This is a genomic window from Pseudomonas sp. CHM02 (genome assembly GCF_000612585.1).
In the GTDB taxonomy this organism is placed as follows: Bacteria; Pseudomonadota; Gammaproteobacteria; order Pseudomonadales; family Pseudomonadaceae; genus Aquipseudomonas.
In genome coordinates, this window is the sequence record NZ_JFCA01000051.1 from 1 (window position 1) to 15375 (window position 15375).

Genomic DNA, 15375 nt, shown 5'->3' on the forward strand with positions numbered 1-15375 from the left:
GCGATGGCATCACTGCGGTGTGACTGACACACCGAGGTGCCTTCATCGCAGGCAAGCCAGCTCCCACACAAGCCAGCTCCCACATTAGTTCTGCTTACACCTGATCTGCATCACCTGCATTTTCCGCAATCCGACCTAGACTTGTCAGTATTCCCACTCCGACAAGGCCGTCGCACCATGATCTCCATGTCCTCCTTCCACGCCATGCTTATTCCCATTCTGATCGGCATGATCATGCTGGCCGTAGGTTTCAACTTCCGTGACAAGCCCCTCGGCGTATTTGGCATGTGGGTCGGCATGCTGCTGATCCTGGGCACTGTGGTGTACAAGATCCTCGCCAAACTGGCCGAATGACGATTGCACTCGTACACTCGGTCAATTCGTCGTTTCCAAGGTTGACCGCCTCGTGCTTTCCCGTCTGTTTGCCCTGCCCTGCTACTGTTTGATCGCCCTGCTGATGCTGCTGCCGCCCGCGCCTGCCCACGCCGTGAGTTTGCCGGGCTTGTTGGGCAGCACCAACAAGACCCAACCCCAGGCTGAAGTGCCACTGGGGCAGTCGTTGGACGAGGTGATCAAGACCCTGGAGAACGACCAGCAACGCACCCAGTTGCTGAGTGACCTGAAAAAACTCCGTGAAGCCACGAAAAAAGCCCAGCCGGCCGCCGAAGAAGGCGTGCTGGGGCTGATCGGCGGCACGCTGGCCAACCTGGAAGCACAATTCTCCGGCGCCGACAGTCCGCTGGGACGCTGGTCCAACGAAGTCGACCTGGCCAAGGAAGAACTCAGTGCGCTGATGCTGCCGGCCAACGAATGGCTGCCGATCATTTTCGGGTTTGCCCTGATCCTGGCGGTCTGGAGCCTGCTCGCCGCCGCGCTGATCTGGCTCAGCCACCGCGTACGCGAACGCTTCGGCCTGCCCGAAGAACTGCCGCAACACCCGCGCACCTGGGACATGGTGCGCTTCGCCCTGCGCAAATTGGGTCCATGGCTGATCGCCCTGGTGATCACGGTCTACCTGAGCTACGCCCTGCCCTCGTCCCTTGGCAAATCCCTGGCGATGGTATTGGCCTACGCGCTGGTGGTGGGCACCTGCTTCTCGGCCATCTGCGTGATTGCCTTTTCCGTGCTGGACGGCCCCCATCGCCATCGCGCGCTGTATATCCTGCGTCACCAGGCCTTCCGCCCACTGTGGTGGATCGGCAGTTTTGCCGCTTTCGGTGAAGCGTTGAGCGACCCGCGACTGGTCCAGGCCCTGGGCCAGCACTTGTCCCATACCGCTGCGACCGTCGCCAATGTGATGGCGGCGCTGTCCACCGGCGTATTCATCCTGCGTTTCCGCAGGCCCATCGCCCACCTGATCCGCAACCAGCCACTGTCCCGCCGCCTGACCCGCCGCGCCCTCAGCGACACCATCGAGATCATCGGCTCCTTCTGGTACATCCCCGCCTTGCTGTTGGTGGGCATCTCGCTGTTCGCCACCTTCGTCTCTGCCGGCGATACCAGCACGGCCTTGCGCCAATCACTGCTGTGTACGGTGCTGCTGGTGCTGTGCATGGTGATCAACGGCCTGGTACGCCGCCACGCCCTCAAGCCGCAGCGCGGGCACAAACGCCATGCGCTGTATTCCGAACGCCTGAAAAGCTTCGTCTACACCCTGGCTCACTTGGTGGTATGGCTGGTGTTTATCGAATTGGGCCTGCGGGTGTGGGGCCTGTCACTGATTCGCTTTACCGAAGGCGATGGCCATGAAGTCAGCGTCAAGCTATTCGGCCTGGCCGGGACCTTGCTGTTTGCCTGGCTGATCTGGATCCTCAGTGACACCGCGATCCATCACGCCCTCACCCGCTCGCGCAAAGGCCTGGCCAACGCACGGGCGCAGACCATGATGCCGTTGATCCGCAACGTGCTGTTCGTGACCATCTTCATCATCGCCGCGATTGTCGCCCTGGCGAACATGGGCATGAACGTCACGCCGCTGCTGGCGGGTGCCGGTGTGATCGGCCTGGCCATCGGCTTTGGCGCGCAATCCCTGGTGGCGGACTTGATCACCGGTCTGTTCATCATCATCGAAGACTCCCTGGCCATCGATGACTATGTGGATGTCGGCGGCCACTTGGGGACGGTGGAAGGCCTGACCATCCGTACCGTACGCCTGCGCGACATCGACGGCATCGTGCACACCATCCCGTTCAGCGAAATCAAGAGTATCAAGAACTACTCGCGGGAGTTCGGCTACGCGATCTTCCGGGTGGCGATCCCCTACAACATGGAAATCGACGACGCCATCAAACTGATGCGCGATGTCGGCCAGAAAATGCGCAACGACCCTCTGCAACGCCGCAATATCTGGTCGCCACTGGAGATCCAGGGTGTCGAAAGTTTCGAGTCGGGCAGCGCCATTCTAAGGGCGCGGTTCAAGACGGCGCCGATCAAGCAGTGGGAAGTGTCGCGGGCGTTCAACCTGTCGCTCAAGCGTCATCTGGATGAAGCCGGGCTGGACCTGGCCACGCCGCGCTTGAGTGTGCAGGTGGTGACCGCCGGCACTGTGCAGGAGAAAGATCAACAACAATAAACTCAGGAGAGGTCCTTATGCGTTTAACCGGTCTGACACACCCATGGGTTTTCGGCATGCTGTGCGCCGTTGCCAGCAGTGCCGTGATCGCCGCCAGCAGCGGCCAGGACAGCGCCCGGGAGGAAATCGCCGCCCAGGCAAACGTGCTCGAGCCGACGCTGCTGGAGACCCGGCGCGACATTCACGCCCACCCCGAACTGGGCAACACCGAAACCCGCACGGCCGAACTGGTCGCCAAACAACTGCGCGACCTGGGCCTTGAGGTCAAGACCGGTGTCGCCCGCACCGGTGTGGTTGCCGTACTCAAAGGCGCCCTGCCCGGCCCGACCGTCGCCTTGCGGGCCGACATGGATGCGCTGCCGGTGAAGGAAGTCGCCGACCTGCCCTTCGCTTCCAAAGCCAAGGGTACCTACCTGGGCAAGGACGTCGACGTGATGCACGCCTGCGGCCATGACGCCCATGTCGCCATCCTGCTGAGCACTGCGAAAATCCTGACCGGCATGCGCGAACGCCTGCCCGGCACCGTGGTGTTCTACTTCCAACCGGCCGAGGAAGGCCCGAGTGATTTCATCCCCGACGGTAAAAATACCTGGGGCGCCAAAATGATGGTGCAGGAAGGCGTGATGAAGGCGCCCAAGCCGGACGCGGTGTTCGGCCTGCATGTGTGGGCCGGTGTGCCCGCCGGCCAGATCGCCTACCGCCCGGGGCCGACCCTGGCCAGCTCGGATGACTTGCGCATCAAGATCCTCGGCAAGCAGACCCACGCCGGTCGCCCATGGGACGGCATCGACCCGATCACTGTCGGCGCACAGACCATCGTCGGCCTGCAAACCGTGGTCAGCCGCCGCACCGACATTTCCTCGTTCCCCTCGGTGGTGAGCATTGGCACCATCAACGGTGGCACGCGCTACAACATCATCCCTGAGTCGGTGGACATGACCGGCACCATTCGCTCCTACGACTACGGCATCCGCCAGAAACTGCACGTGGACGTGCGGCAGACCGTGGAAAAAATCGCCGAAAGCGGCGGCGCCAAGGCCGAAGTCACCATCATCGAGAAGTACGACCCCACCATCAACAACCCGGCATTGACCGAGAAAATGCTGCCGAGCCTGCGTTGGGCGGCCAAGGATGACGTGGTACAGGGCCCCTTGGTGGGCGGTGCGGAAGACTTTTCGTTTTATGCCAAGGAAGCACCGGGGCTGTTTGTGTTCCTGGGGGTGACGCCGAGGGATCAGGACATGAGCAAGGCGGCACCGAACCACAACCCGGGGTTCTTTGTGGATGAGTCGGCGTTGGTGGTGGGGGTGAGGACGTTGGCGTCGTTGGCGACGGATTATCTCTATACCAACTAACCGCCGAGATGTTTTTCTGTGGTGGGCAGGGTTGGTGTGATGAGTGGGCTTGACCTGTGGTGAGCGGGCTTGTCCTGTGGTGAGCGGGCTTGACCTGTGGTGAGCGGGCTTGTCCTGTGGTGAGCGGGCTTGACCTGTGGTGAGCGGGCTGACCTGTGGTGAGCGGGCTTGTCCCGCGCTGGGCTGCGCAGCAGCCCCTAAAAAGCCGGGAGCGCTTCGCACTCCGGCGCGAGCAAGCTCGCTCACCACAGAAGCCCGCTCACCACAGTAAGCCCACCCTCTTCAACCCAGCGCAGCGCCGTCCATCTTCTGGCGCAGGCTCAGTGGGCGCATATCGGTCCACACTTCTTCGATGTAGGCCAGGCACTCTTTCTTCATGCCGCTCTTGCCCACGGTGCGCCAGCCTTCCGGCACAACCTTGTAGTCGGGCCAGATGGAATACTGTTCTTCATGGTTGACCACTACCTGAAACAGGATGTCGTCGCGGTCAAATACTGAGGTCATTGCTGTTCTCCATCGCTAAAAGGCTGGCTGCGCACCGTGCGCAGCACTGATACCTGTAGAAACGTACCAAGTTGCGAAAAAATTAGAGGCTGGCCACGGCCGCTGCCAAGGCACGTCCGAAGATATCCGCCACGCGGTCGACTTCGGCGGCGGTGATCACCAACGGCGGCAGGAAACGCACCACGCTGCCATGCCGGCCACCGAGCTCGAGGATCAGCCCGCGCTTGAGGCATTCGCGCTGCACCAGCGGCGCCAAATGGCGGTGCACCGGCGGGTGGCCCTGGATGTCTGGCGCGCCCTTCGGGTCCACCAGCTCCACGCCGAGCATCAGGCCACGGCCGCGAATATCCCCAAGGTGCGGGAAGTCGCGCTGCAGGATGCGCAGGTGTTCACCCAGGCGCTCGCCCATGGCCGTCGCGTGGCCGGCCAGGTCGTGGTCCTTGAGGTAGCGCATCACCGCCGAGCCCGCGGCCATCGCCATCTGGTTGCCACGGAAGGTGCCGGCATGTGCGCCCGGCAGCCAGGTGTCGAGCCAGTCGCGGTACACCACCACCGCCAGCGGCAGGCTGCCGCCGATGGCCTTGGACATCACCACCACATCGGGGACGATGCCGGCATGTTCGAAGGCAAACATCTTGCCGGTGCGGCCGAAACCGCTCTGGATTTCATCGACGATCAATGCCACGCCTGCCTGCTCGGTGATGCGGCGCAGACCGCGCAGCCAGTCCAGGTCAGCCGGAATCACACCGCCCTCGCCCTGCACCACTTCGACAATCACCGCCGCCGGCAGCAATACTCCTGCCTCCGGGTCATTCAGCAGGTTTTCCAGATAATGCAGGTTGACCCGCACACCTTCCGCGCCACCCAGGCCGAACGGGCAACGGTAATCGTAGGGGTACGGCAAGAATTGCACGCCATTGCCGAGCAAGGCACCCAAGGGTTTCTTCGGCCCCAGGCTGCCCATCAGGCTCAAGGCGCCCTGGCTCATGCCGTGGTAACCGCCCTGGAATGACAACACTGTGCTGCGCCCGGTGGCAGTGCGCACCAGCTTCAACGCGGCTTCCACCGCATCGGTGCCGGTGGGGCCGCAAAACTGGATTTTCGCTTCCCGCGCCAGGGCTGGCGGCAGCAGGCCGAACAAGTCCTGCACGAACTGGTCCTTGACCGGCGTGGTCAGGTCCAGCGTGTGCAGCGGCAGTTCATCGGCAAGCACCTGCTGGATGGCCTCGATCACCACCGGGTGATTGTGCCCCAACGCAAGGGTGCCGGCGCCGGCCAGGCAGTCGATGAAACTGCGGCCCTCTACGTCTTCCACGTAAATACCCTTGGCGCGCTTGAGCGCCAGGGGAATACGCCGTGGATAGCTGCGGGCATTGGACTCCTGCTGGCGCTGGCGGGCGAGCAAGGGGGTTTCGTCGAACTGGTAGAGCGTTTCATGCACCTGGGCGTCTTCGATACGGGTGGTAGCGACTGACATTTCTCGATCCCTCAATACGCTGATGATGGTGACCAAACTGCCGATCCGCTGGCGTCTGGCCCAAGGGGCATGCGCACGGATTTCCTGTTCTGGAAACGCACCAGCACGGAATGGATTTAGTGATCGCAGAGCTTTAACTGGTCGATGAAGATCCCAGTGTGGGAGCGGGCTTGCTCGCGAAAGCGCTGTGTCAGGTGCCGGAAATGTTGACTGAACCCCCGTATTCGCGAGCAAGCCCGCTCCCACATTTGAACCGTGCCCGGTTTCACAATCCCAGGTATTTTTCGTTCAGTGCATACACAATCGCGCAGGTTTCAGCATCCAGAAACCCACAATAATCCCGTGGACGAAAATGCATCTGAAACGCCCGCGTGCGCTGTTCAAACCCCTGCCGATTCTTCGCCGGCGCATACCCGTAGCGCTGAAACGCCCGCTCCACCTCGACTTCCGACGGCAGCCCGAGGCAAAAGCGGCGTTGATACATCGCCTGGGACGCTTCATCAAACCAGGCCCCTATCCCCGCGTCATACAAGCGCCGCCACGGCAGACGCGGCCCCGGATCACTCTTGCGGCTGAACGCCACGTCCGAATGCCCGAGAATGTCGGTAGGCCCAATCTGTGGATAACGTCCGAGAATGTCGCGCACCAGGGCAATCAACACCTCGACTTGTTCCTCACCATAGGCGGGAAAGGTGAACACGCCGCCGTCATCCCGTGCCAGGTTGACGATTTCGATGCCAACCGAGCGGCTGTTGAGGTTGTCGCGCCCCGCCCAATGGCTCGCCCCGGCATGCCAGGCGCGCTTGTCCTCTTCCACCAACCGGAATACCCGCAACTCTTCATAGCCTGCGGCGCAGTAGCTGGGATCGTCAGGGTCGGGTAGCAAATAGTGTGCACTCACGCCATCCTGGGTCAGGGTGCGCAGGGATGCGCCAAAAGGTGCTGCGGTGTAATGCAGGATCACCTGCCGCACGGGTTCGCCGTTACGTTCGTTGAAGCCTTTGGCAGGGAAGCTTGTATCAATGACCAACATAAGAACCGTCCTTTTCAATACAGGCCGAGTCGTTCAGCCCGTTCAAGCGCAAAAAAATTACCGCCATCCTGAAGGCTTGATCCTCAGGAGGGCGGTAACTATGTGGCACTTGAAAGAAAAGTGATCAGCGCCGCAGCGGCATGCCCAGGTCGACGCGCAGGCCATCCGGCTGGCTGTCGAACTTCAGCGAGCAGGAGCAACGCTGCACGATAGCTTGCACAATCGCCAGGCCCAGCCCGCAGCCTTCGCTGTTGCCATTGCGCCAGAAGCGTTGGGTCAGGTATTGAAGGTCCTCCGGCGAAATCTGCTGGCCGTGGTCACGCACGCGGAACACCACGCTATCCGTCTCGATCAATACGCGCAGTTCCACCCGCGTGTCCGCCGGCGTGTGACGCAGGGCGTTGTCCAGCAGGTTGCGCAGGGCCGCGACCGCCAGGCCCACCGGCATTTCCACCGGGGTAACCGAGAGGTTATCTGGCAGGATCAGGTCGATGCGCGAGTTATCACCGGCATTGGCATCCTGGATGGCCAGCCGTGCCACGTCCTCGGCACTGGAGTGCATGCCATCGTCAAATGACAGGTTGCCCTCCACCCGCGCCAGCAGCAGCAATTGCTCCAGGGTGCGATGCAGGCGGTCGGCGCCCTCCTCGGCGTGGGCCAGGGACTGGTCGCGGGCTGCGCCATCGGTCATGCGCGCCACTTGCAGGTGGGTCTTGATCGCCGTCAGCGGGCTGCGCAGTTCATGGGCGGCGTCGCCGGTAAGGCGGCGTTCGCGCTCGATGGTCTTGGCGATGCGTTGCAACAGTTGGTTCTGGGTATCGAGCAGTGGCTTGAGTTCGCTGGGCAACGGATGGATCTGCAGCGGTTCGAGGGAGTCGGCACTGCGGCGCATCAAGGCGTCACGCATGCGATTGAGCGGCAGCAGGCTCTGGCCGATGCCCAGCCACAGCAGGCACAGGCAGCCGAGCATCGCCACGCCCACCGGCACCGACGCCGCCAGCAGGATCGACAGGTTCAGCGCTTCACGCTCCACCTGGCGGTCGGCGGTAGTGATCAAAAGATCGCCACGGGACAGGGTAAAACTGCGCCAGCCCACACCATCGATGACCTGGTCACGGAACCCGCTCCTGCGCGACTCCAGCCCTTCGTCCAGCGTGGTGTGGCTGCGCGCCAGGATTTCCCCGCGCAGGGAACTGACCTGGCAGGCCATGCCACCGGGCACATTCAATTGTTCGGCGCTGAAATGCGCACCGCCGCTCACACTGGCCAGGCCCGGCATCTGCTCGGTCAGCCCCGCCACCATGCGCGCCGACGCCACCAGGCGCTGATCGAGGGAGAACATCATCTGGTTACGCAGGTCGCTCAGCATCCAGGCCGCCGCCAGGGCCCAGATCAACACAAAAGCGGCGCCCAGCTTGAACGTCAGGCGCAGGCGCAGGCTTTTCACGATGCGTCCTCGCCCCCATCGGCCGGGCCCAGGCGGTAACCGAGGCCGCGCACGGTCTCGACGATGCCATTGCCCAATTTGCGCCGCAGGTGGTGGATATGCACATTGAGGGCGTTGCTTTCCAACTCGTCGTTGAACCCGTAGACGCTGTCCTTGAGCTGTTCGCTGGACAGCACCCGGCCTTTGTTGTGCAGCAGCGCTTGCAGCAGCGCCTGTTCGCGGCGCGAGAGGTCCACCGGCTGGCCGCCCAGGAAAGTTTCGCGGCTGCTGGGGTCGTAGGCCAGGCGACCATGCTCGATCAGGTTGACACTGCGCCCCGCCACCCGCCGCAACAGGGTTTGCAGGCGCGCGGCGAGTTCGCGCAGGTCGAAGGGTTTGAGCAGGTAGTCATCGGCGCCGGCTTGCAGGCCGTCGACGCGATTGGTTACCGAGTCCCGTGCGGTCAGGATCAGCACCGGGATTTCCAGGCCCTGGCTGCGCTGTTGCTGCAGCAGCTTGAGGCCGTCTTCATCGGGCAAGCCGAGGTCGAGCACCATGATGTCGAAGGTGGCCGCCTTGAGCATCGCGCGTGCGGCGCCCGCCGTGGCCACGCGTTCGACGGTAAAACCCTGGGCAGTAAGGCCGGCCACAATGCCGCTGGCGATCAGTTCGTCGTCTTCGCAGACCAATACGTGCATGCTGAACCCTTCATGAAAGATGGGGTGATTAAAAATGCTGGGGATTAAGCGCCGATTATGCCGTGAAAAGACGCCCACTAAGACTCTAGAATAGCCTCGGTTAATCATCGGTTAATCAACGCCACACATTGTGTGCCCACTTGCATCGAACTAAGGCTTGACCATGCGGCATCTGTTTACCTTTCTGCTGGTGTTGTTCGCGGGGCTCGCCCAGGCCGCGCCGGGCAATCCGTTTGAGACCAAACCTGATTTCCTTCCGGTGGGCAACGCCTTCACCTTTACCTCCGAACGTCTTGAAAGTGGCGAGACCCAACTGTATTGGCAGATTGCCGACGGTTACTACCTGTACAAGCAGCGCATGAAGTTCGATGGCCTGGCTGAAAAGCCCGCGCTGCCGCAAGGCGAGGCCCACAGCGATGAGTTCTTCGGCGACCAGGAAGTGTATCGCCAGGGCCTCGAAGTGAAGATCCCGGCCGGCGCCACCGGGCAGGTCAAGCTGGGCTGGCAGGGCTGCGCCGACGCGGGCCTGTGCTACCCGCCGCAGTCGATTACCGTGGACCTGGGTGGCAACCCGGCCGTCGCCGCGAGCGCCGCAGCCCAGGACCAGAGCCTGGCCAGTGGCCTGCAGCAACGCAGCCTGGGTTGGAGCCTGCTGTTGTTCTTCGGCCTCGGCCTGTTGCTGGCATTTGCCCCCTGTTCGTTGCCGATGCTGCCGATCCTCGCCGGCCTGGTGGTGGGCAGTGGCGCCAGCCCGCGTCGCGGCTTTGCCCTGGCCAGCAGCTATGTGGTGTGCATGGCGCTGGTGTATGCCGCGCTCGGCGTATTGGCCGCGTTGCTTGGCAGCAACCTCGCCGCGCTGCTGCAAACCCCTTGGATCCTCGGCAGTTTCGCCGCGTTGTTCGTGATCCTCGCCCTGCCGATGTTCGGCTTCTTCGAACTGCAACTGCCCGCATTCCTGCGCGACCGCCTGGACAACGTCAGCCGTCGGCAAAGCGGCGGCAGCCTGGTGGGCGCCGGGGTTCTCGGTGCGCTGTCCGGCCTGTTGGTAGGCCCGTGCATGACCGCGCCACTGGCCGGCGCCCTGCTCTACATCGCCCAGAGCGGCAATACACTGCACGGTGGCCTGATCCTCTTCGCCATGGGCATCGGCATCGGTATTCCCCTTTTGCTGCTGGTGACCGTGGGCAATCGCTTCCTGCCCAAGCCGGGCACTTGGATGAATGTGCTCAAGGGCATCTTCGGTTTCCTGTTCCTCGGCACCGCTGTGCTGATGATTCGCCCGGTGGTCGGCGAGAGCCTGTGGATCGGCCTGTGGGGCGCACTCGCGCTGGTAATGGCCTACTGCGGCTGGACCCTGGCCCGCGAATACGGCCTGGCCGCCAAGGTATTTGGCGCAGGCTCCCTGGTACTGGGCCTGTGGGGCGCAGTGCTGGTGGTGGGCGCGGCCGGTGGCAGCGATGACCTGTGGCAGCCGCTGAAGGTCTACAGCGGTTCACGGATCACCACCGCAGCGTCCGCCCATGACGCCTTCATGACCATCAGCGACCCGGCCGTGCTGCAAAACCAACTCGACAGCGCCAAGGCCCAAGGCCAATGGGTGTTGGTGGACTACTATGCCGACTGGTGCGTGGCGTGCAAGATCATGGAAAAACAGGTGTTCGGCAAACCCGAGGTCATGCAGGCATTGAAAGACGTGCGCTTGCTGCGCCTGGACGTCACCGCAGACAACGCCGCCAGCCGCGAGCTGCTCGGCCGCTATAAAGTCCCTGGCCCACCGAGCTTCGTGTGGATCGGCCCGGACGGCGAAGAACGCCGTGCCCAACGCATCACCGGCGAAGTGGATGCCGCCGCTTTCCTGCAACGCTGGACGCAAACCCGGGACGCCCTCTGATGCTGACCCTGACCATCGGCACCTTCGCCATCGCCCTGAATCACATCCTGCTGATCAGCGCGCTGATTCTCGCCACCCTGGTCGGCTGGCGCGTGGCCAAACGCGGCGGCGAGAACCCGGAGTCGGTGTTGTTCAGCCTGTTCCTGCTGGGCATGCTGGTGGCCCGCATCAGTTTTGTGTTGATGTACTGGAACGACTACCGCAACGACTGGCTGCAAATGGTCGACCTGCGCGACGGCGGCTTCCTTGCCTGGCCCGGCGTGATCGCCCTGGTCCTTGGCGCACTGGCCTACGGCTGGCGGCGCCCGGCCCTGCGCAAGCCGCTGAGTGCCGGGGTGATCACCGGCCTGGTGTTCTGGGGCCTGACCAGTGTGTCCCTGAGCCTGTATGACAAGGGCTCGCAACTGCCGGACATCACCCTGCGCAACGCCAACGGCGAGGTGGTGCAATTGGCCGACTACAAGGGCGGCCCGCTGGTGATCAACCTGTGGGCCACCTGGTGCCCGCCGTGCCGCCGTGAAATGCCGGTACTGGAACGCGCCCAGCATCAACGCCCCGACGTGACCTTCCTGTTCGTCAACCAGGCCGAAAGCATGCAAAGCGTCAGCACTTTCCTCGCGACCCAGGGCCTGACCCTCGACAACGTGCTGTTCGACGCCAGCGGCCGCCTCGGCCAGGCCGTAGGCTCGATGGCCTTGCCTACCACCCTGTTCTACCGCGCCGACGGTCGCCTGATCAACAGCCACCTGGGCGAGTTGTCCCAGGCCAGCCTGGCCCGTGCCATGGAACCCTTCGATACCGCTCCTGAAAGGAAACCGACATGCCCCGCCTCCGCCACCTGCTGACCCTGTTGCCGCTGACGCTTGCCGCCACCCTGGCCCAGGCCGAAGACTGGCCGGCACCGATCAAACAGATCGAAGCCAAGGGCGCCAAGATCCTCGGCAAATTCGACGCCCCCAGTGGCCTCACCGGCTACGCCGCCCAGTACCAGAACCGTGGCATGGCGCTGTACCTGACCGCCGACGGCAAAAACGTGATCGCCGGCAACCTGTACGACGCCCAGGGCAATGACCTGAGCAGCGCGCCCCTGGAAAAACTGGTGTACGCGCCGATGGCCAAGGAAGTCTGGGCCAAGATGGAAAAAAGCAGCTGGATCCAGGACGGCGACGTTAAAGCCCCGCGCATCGTCTACCTGTTCAGCGACCCCAACTGCCCTTACTGCAACATGTTCTGGGAACAAGCCCGCCCGTGGGTAAAAGCCGGCAAGGTGCAGTTGCGCCACATCATGGTGGGCATCATCCGCGAAGACAGCCCGGGCAAATCCGCCGCGCTGTTTGCCGCCAAAGACCCACAAAAAGCCCTGGAAGAACATGAAGCCGCCGGCAAAGGCAGCAAGTTGCAGGCACTCGACAAGATCCCGGCGGATATCGAGGCCAAGCTTGAAGGGAATATGAAGTTGATGGACGAACTGGAGTTGTCGGCGACGCCGGCGATTTTCTATCTGGATGACAAGGGTGGGTTGCAGCAACAGCAGGGTGCGCCTTCGCCGGATAAGTTGGTGAAAATCCTGGGAGCGAAGTGATTCGTCGACTTATTCTCGCAAACAAGAATGCCCGCACAACGCGGGCATTCTTGTTCATAGGTTTAACTTAATTCTTCGACCAGAAAATCATCCATGTACCAATCATTCCCCATTCCAGACGCCCTATGACTGTAGATGTCCAGCTGTACGCCCCCCCCGTCTGCCAAAAAAGTAAACTCAAGTTTGTGCCAAGCAAGATCGGAAAGCGTAAGGATGTCTGTTTGACGCACACCATCTTTGCTTAACGATAATTGCGGCGCGGGAGGATTATGACCATATTGCCGAACTTGTACGGAAAACCTATACGTACGGCCACTTTCAAGATCATTAAATAGCCGCTGCAAAATCGGACCAACAGTATTGCTGGTGTACGTGAAATCTCTCACCGAATAACCCGGCCTCCCGTCCGGCCCGTCTATCGATTCAATCGTGAGATCTCTCGGGTCACCGACCCCGGAGCCTTTCTCCCATTTGCCGAATGTGTGGTCATCAAATTTGGTTAGATCCCGATAGGCTTTCCTGAACCCCAGCTTTAACTGCGGAAACTCAATTGCATCAGCCTGTTGAGTACTGCCGTTTGTGGTCATTTTGAAGATGACCGTCAATTCAGTCTTGTCACGAAGCTTTTCCAACTCCGCGCGTGGCAGTATCCGCGACAACCCATTCAAGTCGTCTCTACCTATTGGCTCCTGGGTCATGACTTTTATGGTGTATAACGTACCGTCCTCTTTGGTGCCCGTGCATTCCAACCAGCCAATCTGGCCTTCCAAGATGAACCACCACCGCTCCAGCGTAATGTCAGCATCCCCGCTAAAGCAGCGCAGGTCCAAAATACCGTTTGGGACAGCCGGTGGCGTGGCCTGGAGCACAACCGGCGTCTTCAAGCGCACAGGGACACTGATCTCCAGATCCAGATCATCGGACGTCTGTCGCTTGCAGGCATTGGTCACGGTGTAGTTGATTGTTATGGTTTGGCCGCTGCCATGAATCACTTCCACACGATCAATATCGAACTCCACGTAGCCTTGGGCGCTATCACCGGCTTTGGGGTCCAGCGGCACGTAAGTACCGTCCAACCGTTTCCAGTTCAGCTGGATCTGATGCTTCTTGCTTATGCCTGGGAAGGCCACCCGTACGGTCACCCCGTCGCGGCCATTGTGAATCGTCAGTTGGTTGCCCACGGCCTGGCATACAGTCGGCGCATCCAGTTCCAGCGGCTCCTGCTCGATGTTGAACGGCTCCACCTGAAACGCAATGGCCGTCGCCAGATCGCATTTCCCATCGAAACTCACCGCCGCATGCAGTTCGAATTCACTGCAGTCTTCCAGCTTTTGCAACTCTGCCCTCGGAATCGGTGCGTCGACGCCATTGGTCAACCAATCGGCGGTGAGAGGCTCCCCAAGCAAGAGGGACAAGTGGAAAGGGCTGCCATCCTCCTGCATACCGGTGATCCAGGCCCAGATACATTGTCCGACAGCCGCGTAATCCCAGGCACGCACCAGTAATGTCGCATCGCCTTCGAACGAGGTGAGCGCCAAGGTTTTACCCGTTGCTTCGTCGATACACTGCCCGGTCAGTTGAGGAGCGAGCACTTGAATCACACACTCGGGAGAGTTCTGAGGCAGGCCATTGTCAGGTTGAACGCTATAGATCAGTGTCAACTTTTGGCAGAACAGGGCTGCGAAGGTCTCAGGGCCGACATCGAATGACAGGCTCACATCGCCCGGTTTTACGTCCTGACAACCGAGAGGTACAGGCCCATAATTCGGCCCGCTGGCTTGCACGCAGACATGATCGCCTTCAGTCATGCCTGGGTAGGCCACTATTGCATGCCCGCCCTGGGTGGTGTTGGCCGGGTTGACCTGCCAGTTACCCGGGGATACTTGTACCGCTTCCCGTAGACGCGGCGGGTTTAAGTCCCGTCCAGGATCGACGCGCAGCAGCACCGTAGAGCGCTGATGGAAGTCCTGCGCATTTAAAGGCAGCGGGTTCACATTCGACACCGGTGCCTCAGGGTCACAACCGTCCCAGATAACCCCCAGATGGCAGGTACAGGATGAGTAGTCATCCAAGCGTCCTAGCCAGTCACGCAATAATCCAAACTCGAACACAAACTCCGCATGCGCTTCCTCTTCAGTCACAACATGATCAAATGCCACCCATTTAAATAATGGCGGTACGTTGTGCTCATTACCCGCGACAACAACAAACAATCGCGAGCCCGGCCGAATCATCGGCCAGGCCTTGACCCGGATAGTTTCGTCTCCCGTGAACTTGAACATGTTCAACCACCGCGTGCCCGACTCCAATTCGGCATGCGCGAACTCAGGCATTGACTCACGCAGATGCTCTTCGCGGACGTCCTGAATCTCAAGTTCAAGTACCAGTGACTCCTTTCGCGTACCACCGACAACGGCCTCGTACCAGATCAGCACCGTATGCCCGATGCAGGTACTGATCCATTCCCAGGGAATATCGGCTACATCGCCGCTCGCGACGGTGATCGGCGCAAATGTCACGCAGGTCGGGCCTTTGATAGCGAAATGTACAACGACCTGGGTGCTTCCTGCGGGAAGCGTCAGTGTCGCAGTCGTACCTTGGGCTGCATCCAGAGGGTAGAGCAGACTATTGTTCTCAGCGTGCTTGATGATCGCAAAGGGGAATTCAACTGTGGCGGCCCTGGTTGAAGGGACGGACGCAACGCTCATAGCCTGAGCCGGGGTGTTTTTTTTAGGGATCGGTTTTTTAGCCACGATAAGACTCCTGTCCAGCGTTAGATAACCGTCGAGGCTGGCCATGCCTGCCTGAAATTTTGGCTATCTAGCGCTTGGATCAGA

General features: G+C 61.3%; 12 protein-coding genes. 6 read left to right on the top strand and 6 right to left on the bottom strand.

Annotated features, from left to right (window positions below):
- Positions 1-177: 177 nt before the first annotated feature.
- The 3 genes from BM70_RS33400 to BM70_RS0125230 are packed head-to-tail and all read left to right on the top strand — an operon-like array spanning position 178 to position 3927.
- Positions 178-354, top strand: a complete 177-nt coding sequence (locus BM70_RS33400) for a hypothetical protein (RefSeq protein WP_016970148.1) — start codon at positions 178-180, stop codon at positions 352-354.
- Between the two features lie 52 nt (positions 355-406).
- Entirely contained in the window at positions 407-2572 is a 2166-nt protein-coding gene (locus tag BM70_RS0125225; protein WP_025858605.1) for a mechanosensitive ion channel family protein, read from the top strand.
- 17 nt (positions 2573-2589) lie between these two features.
- Positions 2590-3927: an amidohydrolase gene (locus BM70_RS0125230; RefSeq protein WP_025858606.1), complete on the top strand. Its 1338-nt coding sequence runs from the start codon at positions 2590-2592 to the stop codon at positions 3925-3927.
- Positions 3928-4209: 282 nt separating this feature from the next.
- Here the strand turns inward: BM70_RS0125230 and BM70_RS0125235 are convergent, their stop codons facing one another.
- The 5 genes from BM70_RS0125235 to BM70_RS0125255 all read right to left on the bottom strand — a co-directional run bounded on the left by BM70_RS0125235 (position 4210) and on the right by BM70_RS0125255 (position 9065).
- The gene (locus tag BM70_RS0125235; protein WP_025858607.1) at positions 4210-4431 is read right to left on the bottom strand and encodes an MbtH family protein; all 222 of its coding nucleotides are present in this window, start codon (positions 4429-4431) and stop codon (positions 4210-4212) included.
- 82 nt (positions 4432-4513) lie between these two features.
- Entirely contained in the window at positions 4514-5908 is a 1395-nt protein-coding gene (locus tag BM70_RS0125240) for an aspartate aminotransferase family protein (RefSeq protein ID WP_025858608.1), read from the bottom strand.
- Between the two features lie 265 nt (positions 5909-6173).
- Positions 6174-6941 carry an N-acetylmuramoyl-L-alanine amidase gene (locus BM70_RS0125245; RefSeq protein WP_025858609.1) on the bottom strand — a complete coding sequence of 256 codons (768 nt, stop codon included), beginning with the start codon at positions 6939-6941 and terminating at the stop codon, positions 6174-6176.
- Between the two features lie 124 nt (positions 6942-7065).
- Complete coding sequence (locus tag BM70_RS0125250; protein WP_025858610.1) at positions 7066-8388, bottom strand: ATP-binding protein; 1323 nt, start codon at positions 8386-8388, stop codon at positions 7066-7068.
- A complete protein-coding gene (locus BM70_RS0125255; RefSeq protein WP_025858611.1) occupies positions 8385-9065 on the bottom strand; it encodes a response regulator in 681 nt (226 codons plus the stop codon). The genes BM70_RS0125250 and BM70_RS0125255 overlap by 4 nt, the downstream gene beginning before the upstream one ends.
- Positions 9066-9228: 163 nt before the next feature.
- Between BM70_RS0125255 and dsbD the strand changes: the two genes are divergently transcribed.
- Genes dsbD through dsbG form a run of 3 tightly spaced genes read left to right on the top strand, consistent with a single transcriptional unit; the run spans position 9229 to position 12538 of the window.
- Positions 9229-10956 (top strand): protein-disulfide reductase DsbD, encoded by a 1728-nt coding sequence (dsbD, locus tag BM70_RS0125260; protein ID WP_025858612.1) that lies wholly within the window; start codon positions 9229-9231, stop codon positions 10954-10956.
- Positions 10956-11801 carry a prolipoprotein diacylglyceryl transferase family protein gene (locus tag BM70_RS0125265; RefSeq protein ID WP_025858613.1) on the top strand — a complete coding sequence of 282 codons (846 nt, stop codon included), beginning with the start codon at positions 10956-10958 and terminating at the stop codon, positions 11799-11801. The genes dsbD and BM70_RS0125265 overlap by 1 nt, the downstream gene beginning before the upstream one ends.
- The gene (gene dsbG / locus BM70_RS0125270; RefSeq protein WP_025858614.1) at positions 11777-12538 is read left to right on the top strand and encodes a thiol:disulfide interchange protein DsbG; all 762 of its coding nucleotides are present in this window, start codon (positions 11777-11779) and stop codon (positions 12536-12538) included. The genes BM70_RS0125265 and dsbG overlap by 25 nt, the downstream gene beginning before the upstream one ends.
- A gap of 62 nt (positions 12539-12600) precedes the next feature.
- On the opposite strand, the gene BM70_RS0125275 is transcribed toward dsbG, so the two are convergent.
- Complete coding sequence (locus tag BM70_RS0125275) at positions 12601-15291, bottom strand: hypothetical protein (RefSeq protein WP_025858615.1); 2691 nt, start codon at positions 15289-15291, stop codon at positions 12601-12603.
- Positions 15292-15375 lie beyond the last annotated feature (84 nt).

Bases quoted from the DNA above. Each gene is read 5' to 3' on its own strand.
- BM70_RS33400 (WP_016970148.1), top strand. From the start codon at position 178: ATGATCTCCATGTCCTCCTTCCACGCCATGCTTATTCCCATTCTGATC.
- BM70_RS0125230 (WP_025858606.1), top strand. From the start codon at position 2,590: ATGCGTTTAACCGGTCTGACACACCCATGGGTTTTCGGCATGCTGTGC.
- BM70_RS0125235 (WP_025858607.1), bottom strand. From the start codon at position 4,431: ATGACCTCAGTATTTGACCGCGACGACATCCTGTTTCAGGTAGTGGTC.
- BM70_RS0125240 (WP_025858608.1), bottom strand. From the start codon at position 5,908: ATGTCAGTCGCTACCACCCGTATCGAAGACGCCCAGGTGCATGAAACG.
- BM70_RS0125245 (WP_025858609.1), bottom strand. From the start codon at position 6,941: ATGTTGGTCATTGATACAAGCTTCCCTGCCAAAGGCTTCAACGAACGT.
- BM70_RS0125255 (WP_025858611.1), bottom strand. From the start codon at position 9,065: ATGCACGTATTGGTCTGCGAAGACGACGAACTGATCGCCAGCGGCATT.
- dsbD (WP_025858612.1), top strand. From the start codon at position 9,229: ATGCGGCATCTGTTTACCTTTCTGCTGGTGTTGTTCGCGGGGCTCGCC.
- BM70_RS0125265 (WP_025858613.1), top strand. From the start codon at position 10,956: ATGCTGACCCTGACCATCGGCACCTTCGCCATCGCCCTGAATCACATC.
- dsbG (WP_025858614.1), top strand. From the start codon at position 11,777: ATGCCCCGCCTCCGCCACCTGCTGACCCTGTTGCCGCTGACGCTTGCC.